The following is a 15,847-nucleotide window of genomic DNA, read 5'->3' on the forward strand; positions in this document are numbered from 1 at the left end:
GGAGGAACAAGCAATGTCAAGAGTAGGAAAATCACCAATACCAGTACCGGCAGGCGTTACTGTTACTGTATCTGCAGATAATGTAGTTACTGTAAAAGGCCCTAAAGGCGAGCTGCATCAAGCGGTGGACACAGATATAAAAGTTGTTCAAGAAGGTTCTGAACTATTAGTTCAACGCCCAACTGAGCAAAAACGCCACAAAGCATTACACGGTTTATACCGCGCTTTGATAAACAATATGGTTGTTGGCGTAACAACCGGTTACAAAATTGAGCAAGAGTTAGTAGGTGTGGGTTACCGCGCAACTAACACAGGTAATACTTTAGATTTAGTGTTGGGTTTCTCTCACCATTATGTATTTGAGTTACCGCAAGAAATAAAAGTTACAACTACTGCTGAAAAGGGTAAAAACCCAACTATTATTCTGGAATCAAACGATAAGCAATTGATTGGTCAGGTAGCAGCGAAAATACGCTCGTTACGTGCACCAGAGCCTTACAAAGGTAAAGGTATCAAGTTTGTTGGCGAAGTATTGAGAAGAAAAGCAGGTAAATCAGCATCTAAAAAATAATCGTCATGGCAGCTAGAGCGAAATTATCAAGAAGAGAAAGAATAAAGATGGGAATCAGGAAGCGCCTTTCAGGCTCTGCAACCCGTCCTCGTTTGTCAGTGTACAGAAGCAATAAAGGTATTTATGCGCAGATCATTGACGATGTAACAGGCAAAACATTAGTATCAGCATCATCTTTATCAAAAGATTTCAGTGCAGATGGTACTAAGTCAGATCAATCAGTAGCAGTGGGCAAATTAGTTGCTCAAAAAGCTGTTGCAGCTGGCATCGTAGATGTGGTTTTTGACCGTAACGGATACTTGTATCACGGTCGTGTTAAATCACTGGCCGAAGGTGCACGTGAAGGTGGGTTAAACTTTTAATCGAAAAGAGAAATGTCAACAATCAACATAAAAAGAGTAAAAACCAGCGAGATCGAATTAAAAGATCGTTTGGTTAGCATACAACGTGTAGCCAAAGTAACCAAAGGTGGCCGTACATTTAGCTTCTCTGCCATTGTGGTAGTAGGTGATGAGCACGGTGTTGTAGGTTATGGTTTAGGTAAAGCGAAGGAGGTTACTGAAGCTATTGCAAAAGGTATTGATGATGCTAAAAAGAACTTGGTAAAAGTTCCGATTATCAACAACACTATACCTCATGAGCAAATAGGTAAATTTTCGGGCGGTTTTGTATTCTTGAAACCAGCAGCAAACGGTACAGGTGTAATAGCCGGTGGTGCAATGCGTGCGGTATTAGAGTCTGCAGGTGTACACAATGTACTTGCAAAATCAAAAGGATCATCAAACCCGCACAACGTGGTTAAAGCAACTGTATCGGCATTATCACAATTACGTGATGCACATACTGTAGCGCAACACCGCGGAGTTAGTTTAGGTAAAGTTTTTAACGGATAATATCATGGCGAAGATCAAAATTACCCAGATTAAGAGCGTGATCGATAGAACCGAGCGCCAAAAAAGAACAGTGCAGGCACTGGGCTTAAAGAAAATTAACCACAGTGTGGAAGTTGAGGCTAACGCAGCTATTATCGGAATGGTTAGAAAAGTTAATCACCTGGTAGCGGTAGAAAATATTTAATATCATGAATTTAAGTAATCTGAAACCTGCAGAAGGTTCAACTAAAAATAGAAAGAGAATTGGTCGTGGTACAGGTTCTGGCCGTGGTGGTACATCTACCCGCGGTCATAAAGGTGCCGGTTCACGTTCAGGTACAAGCAGAAAAATTGGTTTTGAAGGTGGCCAAATGCCGTTACAACGCCGTGTACCTAAAGTGGGCTTTAAAAACCCTAACCGCGTAGAGTACGTTGGTGTAAACCTTGACGTATTGCAAGAATTAACTGAAAAATATACACTTTCAACTATAGACTTTGCTACTTTAATATCGCATGGTTTAGTATCTAAAAACGGCTTGGTGAAAATCCTGGGTCGTGGCGAGTTGAAAGCCAAATTAGAAGTTACAGCACATGCATTTACTGCTACTGCTCAAAAAGCCATCGAAGCTGCTGGCGGTTCTATTGTTAAGCTTTAATATTAAGCTATAAAATTTCAAATGAAGAAGTTTTTCACCACAATATCCAATATCTGGAAAATTGAAGATCTAAGAGTGCGTATTACTAACACACTCTTATTTCTTTTAATATATCGTGTAGGATCTTTCATCCGTTTACCGGGAGTTAGCGACGCTGTTGCATCAAAAGGCAAGGCTGAAGGTCTGGTTGGTTTGTTAAATATGTTTGCAGGAGGTTCTTTTTCAAGGGTCTCTATTTTTGCGTTAGGTGTTATGCCTTATATCTCTGCCTCTATTGTGATGCAGTTATTGGGTATAGCGGTGCCTTACTTCGCTAAAATGCAGAAAGACGGCGAAAGCGGTCGTAATAAAATAAACCAATGGACACGTTATCTGACGATTATTATCACTGCGGCTCAAGCTGCTGCTTACCTGCGGTCGCAAGTATCTGCCGATGAGTTGCTGATAGCTAACCCATTGTTTACCATCATGAACACTTTCGTGTTAACTGCAGGTACTTTATTTGTAATGTGGTTAGGCGAGAAAATTACTGATAAAGGTATTGGTAACGGTATTTCATTAATCATCATGGTGGGTATCATAGCCCAGTTACCAGGTGCTTTTGTGGCCGAGTTTAACAATCGTACGACAGGTAGCGGTGGTTTAATCACATTTATTGTTGAGCTGGTAGCTTTATTAGGTGTGGTAATGTTTACTATCCTGATTGTGCAAGGTACCCGAAAGATTGCCGTGCAATACGCCAAGCGTATTGTTGGTGCAAAACAATATGGTGGCGTACGTCAGTACATCCCGTTAAAGGTAAATGCGGCAGGTGTAATGCCTATTATCTTTGCGCAGGCATTGATGTTCATCCCGGCTACATTAGCTTCGTTTTTCCCGACGGCTGCTTCAAACAGCATTTTGATCGCGTTGTCAAATTATAACTCGTGGTTACACAATTTGCTGTTCGCGTTGTTGATTATCGTGTTCACTTATTTCTATACAGCTATTACGGTTAACCCGAAACAAATGGCTGAGGATATGAAAAAGAACAACGGTTTTATACCGGGTGTTAAACCAGGTGAAGCAACTACAAATTATATTGACGATGTTATCTCAAAAATCACTTTGCCGGGATCTATATTCTTAGCTATTATTGCTATCATACCTGCATTGGCAAACTTAGTTGGTGTTAATACCTTGTTTGCAAGATTCTTTGGTGGTACCTCATTGATCATTCTTGTTGGTGTTGTTTTAGATACTTTACAGCAGATAGAAAGCCACTTGTTAATGCGTCATTACGATGGATTGATGAAAACCGGCAGAATAACTGGGCGTACTTCAATACCTGCTGCTACCGGAACGACGCCGACAGCAATTTAATACAGAATGTCGAAAATTCATTACAAGAGTGCCGAGGAGATAGAGCTGATTAGAGAGAGTTCTTTGCTGGTTGCAAAGACACATGGAGAGATAGCTAAAGTTATTCGTGCCGGCATACAGACTATAGAATTAGACAAACTAGCAGAAACTTTCATACGTGATAACGGCGGGATTCCCGCCTTTTTAAACTACGGAGGTTTTCCATACTCGCTTTGCATCTCATTAAACAACCAGGTGGTTCACGGTTTTCCGGGTAAGCATGTGTTGACAGATGGTGACCTGGTTTCGGTTGATTGCGGCGCAATATTAAACAATTACTATGGCGACTCTGCCTTTACTTTTGCCATTGGCGAGGTAAGCGATGAGGTTAAGAAACTAATGCGTGTAACGCGTGAGTGTTTGGACCTTGGGATTGAGAAAGCCGTTGTAGGTAACCGCATAGGCGATATTGGTTATGCTGTACAAGAGCATGCCGAGAAGCATGGCTTTGGTGTAGTGAAAGAGCTGGTAGGCCATGGGGTAGGTTTAAAACTGCATGAAAAACCAGAAGTACCTAATTACGGTAAACGCGGATCGGGCATCAAATTAGAGGAAGGAATGGTGATAGCCATCGAGCCGATGATTAATGCGGGCCGTGCCGGAGTTAAATTCTGGGATGATGGCTGGACAGTATCAACTGTTGATGGTAAAGCGTCTGCCCATTATGAGCACACAGTAGCTGTAAAAAAGGGTAAAGCAGACATCCTTTCGTCATTTAAATATGTTGACGAAGTTTTAAAAGAAAAAATAAATTAATTAATAATTTTTTATTAATTTTGCGTCCCGGTTTTGGGGCGGATAATCAAGTAATAATCAGTAAAATATGGCAAAACAATCTTCGATTGAGCAAGACGGTACAATTCGGGAAGCGTTATCTAACGCAATGTTCAGAGTTGAACTTGAAAATGGTCATGAGATTATTGCGCACATATCAGGTAAAATGCGGATGCATTATATCAAGATATTACCTGGTGACCGCGTAAAATTGGAGATGAGCCCTTACGATTTGAGTAAAGGCAGAATAACGTACAGATACAAATAACAAATATAGAGATGAAAGTTAGAGCATCCATCAAAAAACGTAGCGTTGATTGCAAGATCATTCGTCGCAACGGGAAACTTTATGTGATCAACAAAAAGAATCCTAAGTTCAAACAACGTCAGGGATAATTAGAAAAGGAATTGTAATGATCCGCACAACGGTGGCCCGCCGTTCGGTCTTACTTAAAACAACTTACAAATATGGCAAGGATTTCAGGTATTGATTTACCAAAGAATAAGAGAGGCGAGATAGGTTTAACCTACATTTACGGCGTTGGCCGTTCTAAAGCCCAGGAAATTTTAACAAAAGCCGGTATTGACTTTAACATTAAAGTTCAAGACTGGAATGACGATCAGCTGGCTGCTATCCGTAACATCATCAACGACGAAGTAAAAGTTGAAGGTGCTTTACGTTCAGAAGTTCAATTAAACATCAAACGTTTAATGGATATTGGTTGCTACCGTGGTACACGTCACCGTAAAGGTTTACCGTTACGTGGTCAACGTACTAAAAACAACTCTCGTACCCGTAAAGGTAAACGTAAGACAGTTGCTAACAAGAAAAAGGCTACTAAATAATAATTGATTAGTAATTAAGGAGCATAGCTTAGGCTGATGCTCTTTAGTTATTAGGAACAAATAAATTAAAAAGATTAATGGGTCCGGGTTATTCGATAACTGAGTAATTCATTAAATCAATAATTAAAACATAAAATGGCTAAAACTAAAAAAGTTACCAAAAAGCGTATTGTAGTTGTTGAACCAGTAGGCGAAGCACACATCAACGCAACTTTTAACAACATCATTATCACCCTAACCAACAAAAGTGGCCAGGCTATTTCATGGTCATCTGCTGGTAAAATGGGTTTTAAAGGTTCAAAAAAGAATACTCCTTACGCTGCAGGTCAAGCTGCCGGCGATTGTGGCAAAGTTGCTTACGATTTAGGTTTACGTAAAGTAGAGGTATTTGTAAAAGGCCCGGGTTCTGGTCGTGAGTCGGCTATCCGTACTTTGCAAACTACCGGTATTGAGGTAACAACCATTAAAGATATCACACCGCTTCCGCACAACGGATGTCGTCCTTCTAAAAGAAGAAGAGTTTAATTTTAATTCACAGATTTTTTAAAGCTAAGATTCAGCAGCTACAGGCTGCTTGATACTTTAAAACACACAAACAATGGCAAGATATACAGGCCCAAAATCAAAAATTGCACGCCGTTTCCGCGAACCAATCTTCGGTCCGGATAAAGCGTTAGACAGAAAAAACTACCCACCAGGACAGCATGGCGCTTCAAAAAGAAGAGGCAAGCAGTCTGAGTACGCGGTACAATTAATGGAGAAACAAAAAGTTAAATACACTTACGGTGTATTAGAGCGTCAGTTCGAGAACTTGTTTCACCGTGCTTCAGCTAAAGAAGGTATCACAGGCGAAAACTTATTGAAGTTTTTAGAGGCTCGTTTAGATAATGCTGTATACCGTTTAGGTATCGCTTCTACACGTTCTGCTGCCCGTCAATTAGTTGGTCACAAACATATCACTGTAAACGGTGAAGTAGTAAACATTGCTTCTTACCAGGTTAAAGCTGGCGACGTTATTGCAGTACGCGAAAAATCAAAAACTTTGGAAGCTATCACTACTTCAGTAGCGGGCCACAGAGTTAATAAATATAGCTGGTTAGAATGGGATGCTGCTACCTTATCAGGTAAGTTCCTTAACTATCCAAATCGTGATGAGATTCCTGAAAACATCAAGGAAAACCTGATCGTCGAGTTATACTCAAAATAATAAAGACATTATTACACAAATATGGTTGGCAGTTGCTGTCAATCATTTTTGTGGTTTAATTCAATCCAATTAAGTAAACAATAAATAAAGGATATAAATGGCAATATTAGCATTTCAGAAACCAGATAAGGTTATCATGCAAAAGTCAACAGACTTTGAGGGCACTTTCGAATTCCGTCCGTTAGAGCCTGGCTTTGGTATAACCATTGGTAATGCGCTACGTCGTATATTACTTTCATCGCTTGAAGGTTATGCAATTACATCTGTACGTTTCTCAGGTGTAAATCATGAGTTTTCAACTATAAAAGGAGTTGTTGAAGACGTTACCGAGATCATCTTGAACTTAAAACAAGTTAGGTTTAAAAAGACAGGTGAGTCTGGCGACAGCGAAAAAGTTTTCGTGATCATCAATGGTCAGGATGCTTTTAAAGCTGGTGATATCACTAAATTCTCAAATAACTTTACAGTATTAAATCCTGATTTGGTTATCTGCAATATGGATTCGTCTGTAACGCTTGAGATTGAGTTCACCATTAATAAAGGTCGTGGTTATGTAGCCAGCGAAGAAAACAAGAACCCTGACGCTAACGTTGGTGTTATTGCTATCGACTCGATCTACACCCCGATTAAAAACGTAAAATACACTATTGAGAACTATCGTGTAGAGCAAAAAACCGATTACGAGAAATTGGTATTGGATATTGCTACTGACGGTTCAATCCATCCTGAAGACGCGCTGAAAGAAGCTGCTAAGATCCTGATCCAGCACTTTATGTTATTTAGCGACGAGAACATGATGTTAGAAGCTCAGGCTAAAGAAGAAACTAAAGAAGTTGACGAGGAAATCCTGCATATGCGCAAGATCCTTAAAACTGAGTTGGTTGATCTTGACCTGTCTGTACGTGCGTTAAACTGCTTGAAAGCAGCTGATATCCGCAGCCTGGCTGATTTGGTATCGTACGACGTAGCTGATATGTTAAAATTCAGAAACTTTGGTAAAAAGTCATTGACTGAGATCCAGGATCTGGTTAAATCAAAAGGTTTATCTTTCGGCATGAACTTGTCGAAGTTTAAATTAGACGAAGAATAATAAACGAGAGTCAAGAATCAGGATACAAGATATCTTGATTCTTGGCTCTTAATTCTTGAATATAATAAAACGAGTATCATAGCGAGGCGATCTTGCTAACTCCAAACACAATTTTTAACGGAGTATTTGCATAATTCCGCGGGCTTGACTGAAAAGCCGCCCAACGGTATGCACGTGCCACAAACAACAAAACAATGAGACACGGTAAAAAACACAACCACTTAGGTCGTACCACCAGCCACCGCAAAGCAATGCTGAGCAACATGGCTACTTCGCTTATCTTACACAAGCGTATTTCTACAACATTGGCTAAAGCAAAAGCTTTACGCGTTTATGTAGAGCCTATCTTAACTAAAGGTAAAGACGATACTACACACTCACGTCGTACTGTATTTAGCTACCTGCAAGACAAAGAAGCAACAACTATCCTGTTCCGCGAAATTGCTGAAAAAATTGCAAATCGTCCGGGCGGTTACACTCGTATTATCAAATTAGAAAATCGTTTAGGCGATAACGCTGAAATGGCAATCATCGAGTTAGTAGATTATAACACTGTTTACGGCGCTGATGCAACACAAACTGCTAAGAAATCAACACGTCGTCGTGGTGGTGCTGGTGCAGCTAAAGCAAAAACTGAAGCACCTGCAGCAAGCGCAGCAGTAACTCCTGCTGATGAAGCAGCAGTTGCAGCACCTGTTGAAGATGCAGTAGTAGTTGAAGAAGCACCGGTAGCAGAAGCTCCAGTTGCTGAAGCACCTGCCGCTGAAGAAGCTCCTGAAGCACCAGCTGCTGACGAAGAAAACGCAGAAAAAGGAGAATAATTAATTCTTTCTTTTACAAATAGAAAAGCCCCGCTCAGTTTGAGTGGGGCTTTTTTGTTGATTTCTAATGTAGAGACGCAATGTTTTGCGTCTCTTGCGTATTGTATCGCAGCATTGCACGGTTTAACCTCTGGGGTAAGACGCAAAATATTGCGTCTCTACATCGACAAATCATCTGTGGCATCGCCGTTCAATAACCACTGTTCGGGATTATTAAAAATGTATTGCTTTGTATTTAGATATTCTTTTTCGCTTTGTATTACCCTGTCGTGATAGCGTGGTTGCCAATTAAATTCAATGTCGTGTTTGGTGGCGTATGTTTTTACCGATGCTTTATACCCGCGTATAACAGACGCCAGATTTTGACGCTGCGCACCGAATTTATTGATTTCCCCAAAATCTTTATCAGGCTTATTAATAAATAAAATACCGTGAATGTGATTCGGCATAATTACAAAATCGTCTAACTCTATAAACGAAAAATGATTCGGAATATCCAACCAATTTTTATAGGCGATATCTCCAATTTTTGTCGAATGTAGAGACGCAATATTTTGCGTCTCCGGATCGCGTTCAGAAATTATATCCCCAAAATAAGGAACGCGATCTTTAGTGCAAATTGTTATATAATACAACCCATGGGATCCATAGTCCCAATTAGATAACCGGGTAGAAGGGATGCGATATTTGTTTAGGTGTTTATCGTCCATAAATGAATTTAGACATTATGCATAAAGACGCAAAATATTGTGTCTCTACATTTAGTTTTTCTGCCACCCTGTCACCACAAATCGACATATTTCTGACGAAATAATACTATTCACCATTAACCTTTTGCCGTTCTGACTTAAAAAGCTGCCAAACCCGAATTGGCACAGGCATTGATAATATGTACCTGTAAACAAAACAATCAATAAAGAAATTCAATAATCATATGTCTAAAATAATCGGAATCGACTTAGGAACAACAAACTCTTGCGTAGCTGTAATGGAAGGTAACGAACCTGTAGTTATAGCAAACAGCGAGGGCAAACGTACTACGCCGTCAGTAGTGGCTTTTATCGACAACGGCGAGCGTAAGGTAGGTGATCCTGCAAAACGTCAGGCTATTACAAATCCTACAAAAACTATTTCTTCTATCAAACGCTTCATGGGTAACCAGTTTAACGAGGTTACTAAAGAAGCAGATCGTATGCCTTATACTGTGGTAAAAGGCGATAACAACACCCCGCGTGTTGAAATTGGCGATCGTAAATATACTCCTCAGGAGATCTCTGCCATGATTCTTCAAAAAATGAAGAAAACTGCCGAAGATTTCTTAGGTACTGAAGTTACTGAAGCGGTTATTACCGTTCCGGCTTACTTTAACGATGCACAGCGCCAGGCTACTAAAGAAGCCGGTGAAATTGCAGGTTTAAAAGTTCGTCGTATCATTAACGAGCCTACTGCTGCTGCCCTTGCTTACGGGCTGGACAAAGCACACAAAGACATGAAAATTGCCGTGTTTGACTGTGGTGGTGGTACGCACGACGTGTCAATCCTTGAGTTGGGTGATGGCGTGTTCGAAGTAAAATCAACCGATGGTGATACACACTTAGGTGGTGACGACTTTGACCAGGTAATTATTGACTGGATGGCAGACGAATTTAAAAGCGACGAAGGTGTTGATTTGCGTAAAGACCCAATGGCTTTACAACGTTTAAAAGAATCTGCAGAGAAAGCTAAAATTGAATTATCAAGCTCTACACAAACAGAGATCAACTTACCATATATTACTGCTGCTGATGGTATGCCTAAACACTTGGTTAAAACTTTAACCCGTGCAAAATTTGAGCAACTGGCAGACAGCTTGATCAAACGTACTATTGAGCCTTGTAAAACTGCCTTGAAAAATGCAGGTTACAGCGTAAGTGATATCGACGAGATCATTTTGGTAGGTGGTTCAACCCGTATCCCTGCTATTCAAGACGCGGTTCAAAAATTCTTTGGTAAAGCGCCTTCAAAAGGTGTTAACCCTGATGAGGTTGTGGCCATTGGTGCTGCTATACAAGGTGGTGTATTAACCGGCGAGGTTAAAGACGTGTTATTGTTAGACGTTACCCCACTTTCATTAGGTATTGAAACCATGGGTGGTGTAATGACTAAATTAATTGAGTCTAACACAACCATCCCAACAAAAAAATCTGAGACTTTCTCTACAGCGTCTGATAACCAGCCATCTGTTGAGATCCACATATTGCAAGGTGAGCGCCCTATGGCACAAGGTAACCGTACCATTGGTCGTTTCCACTTAGATGGCTTGCCACCTGCACCACGTGGTGTACCACAAGTAGAGGTAACTTTTGATATCGATGCTAACGGTATCTTAAACGTATCTGCAAAAGATAAAGCTACCGGTAAAGAGCAAAAAATCCGTATCGAAGCTTCATCTGGCTTAACTGATGCTGAGATCAAGAAAATGAAAGAGGAAGCTGAAGCTAACGCTGATGCTGACAAAGCGGCAAAAGAAGAGGTTGAAAAACTGAACAGTGCTGATGCTTTGATCTTTAGCACCGAAAAACAATTGAAAGAGTTTGGTGATAAATTACCGGCTGACAAAAAAGCACCTATTGAAGAAGGTTTAAACAAATTGAAAGCTGCTTACAGCGCTAAAAACCTTGCTGAAATAGAAACTGCACAAACCGAGCTAAACACTGCCTGGACTGCTGCTTCCGAAGAGATGTATAAAGCATCTGCCGAAGCAGGCCAACAACCGGGTGCTGACGCTGGTGCAGGTCAAGGTCCGCAAGACCACGGTGACACCGTAACTGACGTTGACTTTGAAGAAGTTAAAGACGACAGCAAATAATTGGTCAATATATATTAATGAAAAGCCCTGCTCCGGTTATTGGAGCAGGGCTTTTTTTGTTTTATGCTAATTTTACTGCAAGGTAATTGATACAGATTATTCTATTCCAGCTTGCTTTAAGATGCTTCTGGCTGTGCCAAAAGGTAAATCCTTTTTGGGATGAGGCACTACTGCTCGCTTTTTATTTATAGGATTAAAATAAATGTGATGACTGCCTTTTACACGATCTAATACAAAACCAGCGTTTTCAAGTAATTTGATTATTTCGCCAGAGCTATAACTTTTCTTGTTCATGGAGAAAGCTGCAGGCTATATTCAAGAACATCAATATCGGTAGGAATCTCTTCGCCATGTTCTTTTAAACTTTCAATATAAAGTTCGATAGCTTCTTGCGCATTAACTTTGGCCTCCTCTAAAGTTTCGCCATACGTTATACAACCGGGTAAGGCGGGCACATTAACAGTAAATCCACCCTCTGGTTCGGGCTTTAATAGCACTTTATAGGTTAATGATAATGACATAATTAAAGATACTTTGAAATATTTTAAAAACCAATATTTATCTGGGCGTTGACATTCTCCATCTCAACAACATTAGCACCTTCAAACCCATGCCAAATCACCCGCAACTTTAAATACTTAGATTGATGCGAACCCTCAACCGCGCCAAACACTATTTCTTTTTTCTGCGGATCGAAAGTTATGGTGCGTTTATAATAGGCCCCATCCTGGTAACTATAAGTGGTACCATCATCCTCATAATAAACAAATGAGTTGACCTCATTGCCATTCCAGATATGTACCTGTAAAATACCGTCGCCAATTTCGTTCGTGTTTTGGATGACATTTTGCATAGGCACAATTCCGCCGGCTTTTACAAACACAGGTAGGTCGGTTAACGGCGATGCTACATTGACAATCTGATTGCCTTTAAACTTTTCATCCGAACTTAAACGATACCAATCGCCGGCAGGTAAATAAACCTCAACAGTTTCGGCAGTGCTGACAACTGGTGCCACCAAAATCGAATCGCCAAACAAAAATTGGTTTTGAAACCGGGTGTCGTAAATGTTTTCGTCGGTTGTATAATCAATTGCCAGTGTGCGGGCCAACGGCAAACCTGTTTGAGTAGACTCATAAAAACCCGAATAAATATATGGCAGCAGTTTATAACGTTGCTCGATATCTTTTTTGATGATCTGCTCATAAGCCTCACCCCATTGCCATGGCTCGCGCATGCTCATACCCAATGCGGCATGATTACGAAACATTGGCACGTAAGGGCCTAATGAATTCCAGCGTACCATTAGTTCCGGCGTGGGGTTACCCATAAAACCGCCGATGTCAACGCCAATCATAGACATACCCGCCAACCCCAAACTATTCACCAATCGCTGGCCGAACAGCATGTGCTCATCGGTGGCTGCGTTATCTCCCGTCCAAACGGCCGAATAACGCTGCGTGCCGGCATATGCTGCGCGTGTGAGTATGAATGGTCGCTTGCCTTTTAAGATGCGTTTGGTGCCGTAGTAAGTGCCTCTTGCCATTTGCATGCCGTAGGCGTTGCGCACCTCCGGCATAAAGCGCTCGCCGAATTTTACCAGCCAGGGCATATTTTGTCCCCAGGCTGCAGGTTCGTTCATGTCGTTCCAAAAACCTTCCACTCCGGGATCGGCCAATGCTTCGAACGCGGCGCCCCACCACTCGCGCACTTCTTCATTAAAGAAATCCGGGAAATGACAGCGCCCCGGCCAAACTGAACCGGTATACAACTCGCCGTCGGGGTAGGTGGCAAAATAGCCGCGCTCTACACCTTCTTTATATTCTTTGTAATTCTCATCTATTTTAATCCCCGGATCGATGATCGTGACCAGCCTGAAGTTCATGTCCTTCAACTGATCGATCATGCCTTTTGGGTTAGTAAAAGTTTCTTTGTTCCAGGTAAAGATCTTGTACTCATCCATGTAATCAATGTCGCAATACATCACATCAGCCGGAATATTTCTCTCTCTGAATTTTCTGGCGATATCGAGCACTTCGTCAGCACTCATATAGCTCCAGCGGCATTGCTGGTAGCCAAGACTCCACAACGGTGGCATTTCCATGCGGCCGGTAAGCCAGGTATAATCTTCCAAAATGTTGCGTAAGCCCTGCGCACCGAAGAAATAATAATTCATATCGCCGCCGTCGGCACCAAACCAGCTCATTTGCTCGTCGGTAGTGGCGCCAAAATCGAAATAGCTTTTGTGGGTGTTATCGAAAAATAGACCGTATGTCAGCCCGCTATGCAGACCGATAAAAAAAGGAAAAGTTTTATAAAGCGGATCGGTAGTAATGGTATGCATGGCAGCATCGGTGTTCCAGTTGACATAATTGCAGCCGCGGCGGTTTAAGTCGCCGGCCTTTTCGCCCAGGCCCAGAAATTTCTCATCGGGATATAGTTTTCGGTAATTAATCACCCGCTCGGCCTGCCAGTTAACGCCAAAGCGGTTATCGTCCTCGCTTAAAGGTTGTCCATCTGCAGTAAGAAAATTAAACCTGAGCGGGTGCAGATCGATCACCAGTTTTAAAGCCGATGTAGTAACCTCGACGGTGTCATACAACTTTTCCCAGGTAAAATCTTCCAGCGACTTCTCAATTACCGCGAATGATTCATCAGGCTCTTTGCTGTTTTTTGTAACGCAGATCCTGATTATCGTCGGGCTAAAAACCCACACCCGGGCTTGGGCCTGCGCAGTTTTGATCAATAGTGAATTATCGTGCTCGGTAACGGAATCGGCATTGCCTAATATTTCTATCTGCATATATGGGCAACAGCTTTAACAGTTTTTTAGTTTGTGAAAGTTAAGATAAAAAACGAGCTTGTTTGTATATTTGATAACACCGCATCAAAATGATAAAACGCACTACCGAGGCTTTTTTAGAATTTATTAAATCAGAACAAGCTGGTGGGGTGACACTAATATTTTGTGTGATTGTTTCTTTAATCATAGCCAACACAAGCGCTAATGAAAACTTTGCCCGGTTGTTAGCCTCTACTTTTGGTTATGAGTCGGGCGCTCTCCATCTAAAGTATTCTTTACTTAACTGGATCAATGATGGATTGATGGCCATTTTCTTTTTCCTGATTGGCTTGGAGATCAAAAATGAAATAATAGACGGCCATTTATCCAGTTTTAAAATTGCTGCGGTACCCATATTTGCTGCTGTAGGTGGGGCCATAGTACCCGCTTTAATTTACTTTGCCTTTAATCATGGGCAAACTACCAACGCCGGTTGGGCAATACCAATGGCAACCGATATAGCTTTTGCCCTCGGTGTATTGTCGCTATTGGGCAAACTGGTGCCGGCTTCATTAAAAGTTTTGCTTTCAACCCTTGCAGTAGTCGACGATTTGTTGGCTATTGTTATTATCGCCATATTTTATTCAACAACATTACACTGGCTATATCTTGCTATAGCATTAGGGATATTTTTGCTGTTATTGCTGATGAATAAGCTTGGCGTAAAGCATCTGGCATTTTACCTGATCCCTGGCATTGTGTTATGGTACTTTATACATCATTCGGGTATTCACGCAACCATTGCCGGAGTATTAACCGCATTGGCTATACCCGTCAGCTCAAAAAAAGGACCGATACTTTCTAAATTGGCGCATCAGCTAAATACACCTGTTAATTTTATTATTATGCCTGTATTTGCATTGGCTAATACCAATATACATTTCGAGGCAGGTATGGTAAACGGTGTTTTTGGTATTTTGGGCCTGGGTATAATTTTAGGGTTACTGTTTGGCAAACCATTAGGTGTGATGTTTTTTGCCTGGTTAACGGTGAAGCTAAAAATAGGTTCATTGCCCGATCAGTTATCATGGAAACACATTGCAGGTATGGGTATGCTGGCAGGTATTGGCTTTACCATGTCTATATTCATTTCGCTGCTGTCATTCGGCAGCTCGGTTTATAATACCGAGGCTAAGTTTGCTATTTTAATAGCTTCAATAGCAGCGGGAGTATTGGGATTTGTGTATTTAAGAAGCGTTTTGATAGTAAACAAAAAATCCCGCCATTAAGCAGGGTTTTTAGATATGATTAGACTACGAGTTTTAAACTTCACAAATCTAATGTGTGCCGATTAAAGTTTGCACAATTGAAGGGTTGATTTAACTGTTGTCAATCGCTATTGAAATCTTAGTGATATAACCGCCATTATCATAGCTGATATTTACCTCGGCATCATAAATGGATTTTTTGTGCGAGATCATTATACAGATGAATTTGTCGTATTTGTCTCTGTTTTGATACGATAATGGAAACCGACTTTTTAGTTTGCTTATATTGTCGCCAATTTTGTATTCGTTGCCATTAAGGACGGCAATATATTTCCCCCCTGTTATGGTAGTGGCTTCCCAATCTCTCTCATTAAAGTAGGTTATAAAGCCGTTGTAGTTATAAATATAATTATAGCCGCCTAATTCATCATTACGCTCTTTTTTAACGGTTGCTTTGCCAAAAGCTTTTTGCAAATCGTTTGCTGGCCCTAAAGAGTAAGTTTTGTTGTAAGAATTTATAACATGTATGCTATTAATATCGACGTTATTTAATTGTTTCTGATAAATAGCAGGATTCGCGGTAAATAGAAATAAAAAAAGCACTAATAACGATTTCATAAGGATAAGGTATCTCTGAAGATACAATTTTAACGTTATAAACAAAAAATCCCGCCTCGCGGCAGGATTTGAAATATTGATTAGACTTACGAA

Annotated in this window: 21 protein-coding genes; 16 read left to right on the forward strand and 5 right to left on the reverse strand. The window is 40.9% G+C overall.

Going from position 1 to position 15,847, the window contains the following annotated elements; translation table 11 throughout:
* Positions 1-13 precede the first annotated feature (13 nt).
* The 14 genes from rplF to rplQ all read left to right on the forward strand — a co-directional run bounded on the left by rplF (position 14) and on the right by rplQ (position 8,238).
* Entirely contained in the window at positions 14-571 is a 558-nt protein-coding gene (gene rplF, locus HB679_RS07395) for a 50S ribosomal protein L6 (RefSeq protein ID WP_214071326.1), read from the forward strand.
* 5 nt (positions 572-576) lie between these two features.
* Positions 577-933: a 50S ribosomal protein L18 gene (gene rplR / locus HB679_RS07400; RefSeq protein ID WP_214071327.1), complete on the forward strand. Its 357-nt coding sequence runs from the start codon at positions 577-579 to the stop codon at positions 931-933.
* 12 nt (positions 934-945) lie between these two features.
* A complete protein-coding gene (gene rpsE / locus HB679_RS07405) occupies positions 946-1,464 on the forward strand; it encodes a 30S ribosomal protein S5 (protein ID WP_214071328.1) in 519 nt (172 codons plus the stop codon).
* A gap of 4 nt (positions 1,465-1,468) precedes the next feature.
* Positions 1,469-1,648 (forward strand): 50S ribosomal protein L30, encoded by a 180-nt coding sequence (gene rpmD / locus HB679_RS07410; protein WP_214071329.1) that lies wholly within the window; start codon positions 1,469-1,471, stop codon positions 1,646-1,648.
* 4 nt (positions 1,649-1,652) lie between these two features.
* A complete protein-coding gene (rplO, locus tag HB679_RS07415; RefSeq protein ID WP_214071330.1) occupies positions 1,653-2,099 on the forward strand; it encodes a 50S ribosomal protein L15 in 447 nt (148 codons plus the stop codon).
* A 21-nt stretch (positions 2,100-2,120) separates the two neighbouring features.
* Complete coding sequence (secY, locus tag HB679_RS07420; RefSeq protein ID WP_214071331.1) at positions 2,121-3,461, forward strand: preprotein translocase subunit SecY; 1,341 nt, start codon at positions 2,121-2,123, stop codon at positions 3,459-3,461.
* 6 nt (positions 3,462-3,467) lie between these two features.
* The gene (map, locus tag HB679_RS07425) at positions 3,468-4,256 is read left to right on the forward strand and encodes a type I methionyl aminopeptidase (RefSeq protein ID WP_214071332.1); all 789 of its coding nucleotides are present in this window, start codon (positions 3,468-3,470) and stop codon (positions 4,254-4,256) included.
* 67 nt (positions 4,257-4,323) lie between these two features.
* On the forward strand, positions 4,324-4,542 hold the full coding sequence (gene infA / locus HB679_RS07430; protein WP_090643449.1) for a translation initiation factor IF-1: 219 nt from the start codon (positions 4,324-4,326) through the stop codon (positions 4,540-4,542).
* A gap of 11 nt (positions 4,543-4,553) precedes the next feature.
* Positions 4,554-4,670 carry a 50S ribosomal protein L36 gene (rpmJ, locus tag HB679_RS07435; protein WP_082855993.1) on the forward strand — a complete coding sequence of 39 codons (117 nt, stop codon included), beginning with the start codon at positions 4,554-4,556 and terminating at the stop codon, positions 4,668-4,670.
* A 72-nt stretch (positions 4,671-4,742) separates the two neighbouring features.
* Positions 4,743-5,120 carry a 30S ribosomal protein S13 gene (rpsM, locus tag HB679_RS07440; protein ID WP_214071333.1) on the forward strand — a complete coding sequence of 126 codons (378 nt, stop codon included), beginning with the start codon at positions 4,743-4,745 and terminating at the stop codon, positions 5,118-5,120.
* A 135-nt stretch (positions 5,121-5,255) separates the two neighbouring features.
* The gene (gene rpsK, locus HB679_RS07445; RefSeq protein ID WP_214071334.1) at positions 5,256-5,645 is read left to right on the forward strand and encodes a 30S ribosomal protein S11; all 390 of its coding nucleotides are present in this window, start codon (positions 5,256-5,258) and stop codon (positions 5,643-5,645) included.
* A gap of 73 nt (positions 5,646-5,718) precedes the next feature.
* Entirely contained in the window at positions 5,719-6,327 is a 609-nt protein-coding gene (gene rpsD / locus HB679_RS07450; RefSeq protein WP_214071335.1) for a 30S ribosomal protein S4, read from the forward strand.
* A gap of 97 nt (positions 6,328-6,424) precedes the next feature.
* Positions 6,425-7,417 carry a DNA-directed RNA polymerase subunit alpha gene (locus HB679_RS07455; RefSeq protein ID WP_214071336.1) on the forward strand — a complete coding sequence of 331 codons (993 nt, stop codon included), beginning with the start codon at positions 6,425-6,427 and terminating at the stop codon, positions 7,415-7,417.
* A 194-nt stretch (positions 7,418-7,611) separates the two neighbouring features.
* Complete coding sequence (gene rplQ / locus HB679_RS07460) at positions 7,612-8,238, forward strand: 50S ribosomal protein L17 (protein ID WP_214071337.1); 627 nt, start codon at positions 7,612-7,614, stop codon at positions 8,236-8,238.
* Positions 8,239-8,396: 158 nt separating this feature from the next.
* On the opposite strand, the gene HB679_RS07465 is transcribed toward rplQ, so the two are convergent.
* Positions 8,397-8,948 (reverse strand): transposase, encoded by a 552-nt coding sequence (locus tag HB679_RS07465; protein WP_214071338.1) that lies wholly within the window; start codon positions 8,946-8,948, stop codon positions 8,397-8,399.
* 224 nt (positions 8,949-9,172) lie between these two features.
* On the opposite strand from HB679_RS07465, the gene dnaK reads away from it, so the two are divergent.
* Complete coding sequence (gene dnaK / locus HB679_RS07470; RefSeq protein ID WP_214071339.1) at positions 9,173-11,086, forward strand: molecular chaperone DnaK; 1,914 nt, start codon at positions 9,173-9,175, stop codon at positions 11,084-11,086.
* 96 nt (positions 11,087-11,182) lie between these two features.
* Here dnaK and HB679_RS07475 read toward each other — a convergent pair whose 3' ends face one another.
* The 3 genes from HB679_RS07475 to HB679_RS07485 are packed head-to-tail and all read right to left on the reverse strand — an operon-like array spanning position 11,183 to position 13,889.
* Complete coding sequence (locus tag HB679_RS07475) at positions 11,183-11,380, reverse strand: type II toxin-antitoxin system HicA family toxin (RefSeq protein WP_214071340.1); 198 nt, start codon at positions 11,378-11,380, stop codon at positions 11,183-11,185.
* Complete coding sequence (locus HB679_RS07480) at positions 11,377-11,607, reverse strand: type II toxin-antitoxin system HicB family antitoxin (RefSeq protein ID WP_214071341.1); 231 nt, start codon at positions 11,605-11,607, stop codon at positions 11,377-11,379. The genes HB679_RS07475 and HB679_RS07480 overlap by 4 nt, the downstream gene beginning before the upstream one ends.
* A gap of 23 nt (positions 11,608-11,630) precedes the next feature.
* Positions 11,631-13,889, reverse strand: a complete 2,259-nt coding sequence (locus HB679_RS07485) for a glycoside hydrolase family 31 protein (RefSeq protein WP_214071342.1) — start codon at positions 13,887-13,889, stop codon at positions 11,631-11,633.
* A gap of 89 nt (positions 13,890-13,978) precedes the next feature.
* Here HB679_RS07485 and nhaA point away from each other — a divergent pair, with 89 nt between their 5' ends.
* Positions 13,979-15,157, forward strand: coding sequence for a Na+/H+ antiporter NhaA (nhaA, locus tag HB679_RS07490; protein ID WP_214071343.1), 1,179 nt, complete (start codon positions 13,979-13,981; stop codon positions 15,155-15,157).
* A gap of 90 nt (positions 15,158-15,247) precedes the next feature.
* Here nhaA and HB679_RS07495 read toward each other — a convergent pair whose 3' ends face one another.
* The gene (locus tag HB679_RS07495) at positions 15,248-15,754 is read right to left on the reverse strand and encodes a hypothetical protein (RefSeq protein WP_214071344.1); all 507 of its coding nucleotides are present in this window, start codon (positions 15,752-15,754) and stop codon (positions 15,248-15,250) included.
* Positions 15,755-15,847 lie beyond the last annotated feature (93 nt).

The organism is Mucilaginibacter sp. dw_454, assembly GCF_018449775.1.
In the GTDB taxonomy this organism is placed as follows: domain Bacteria; phylum Bacteroidota; class Bacteroidia; order Sphingobacteriales; family Sphingobacteriaceae; genus Mucilaginibacter.